The organism is Grimontia sp. AD028, from assembly GCF_000973155.1.
Taxonomy (GTDB): Bacteria; Pseudomonadota; Gammaproteobacteria; order Enterobacterales; family Vibrionaceae; genus Enterovibrio; species Enterovibrio indicus.
This window is the reverse complement of sequence record NZ_LASY01000190.1, coordinates 1-440: the sequence shown is the minus strand read 5'-3', so window position 1 is coordinate 440 and position 440 is coordinate 1. Positions and strand designations below refer to the sequence as shown.

The following is a 440-nucleotide window of genomic DNA, read 5'->3' as shown; positions in this document are numbered from 1 at the left end:
CTGGAGATGGTGCCGTCCCTTGCCAGACTGTCCCTTCGTCAGAACAGCCGTATCTTCCAGCAGCAGTCTGCCCCGGAAATCATGAGTATTCTCCTGCAGGAGATGGGCATTGATGATTATGCGTTCTCGCTCTCCGGGAATCCGCAGACCCGTGAGTATTGTGTGCAGTACCGCGAGACGGACCTCGAGTTCCTGGAGCGTATTGCCGCGGAAGAGGGCATTTTCTATTGCTTTCTGCACAGTAAAGACAAGCACACGGTACTGTTCTCGGATGATACCCAGACCCTGTCAGCTTCGGGCCTTGCGCTGCCTTATAACGTGAATGTGGGTGGGATATCTAAAGAGAACTTCGTGAAAGGCTGGCAGTATTCGGCGCAGGCAAGACCGTCTTCCGCGCAGCTGAAAGATTACAGTTTTAAAAAGCCGGCCTATGGCTTTTT

The 440-nt window shown here is 53.0% G+C and carries 1 protein-coding gene; it reads left to right on the top strand.

Annotated elements, in window-relative coordinates; genetic code table 11:
- Positions 1-440, top strand: a 440-nt coding sequence (locus RN22_RS24185; protein ID WP_255350075.1) for a contractile injection system protein, VgrG/Pvc8 family, incomplete at both ends; no start/stop codon positions are given.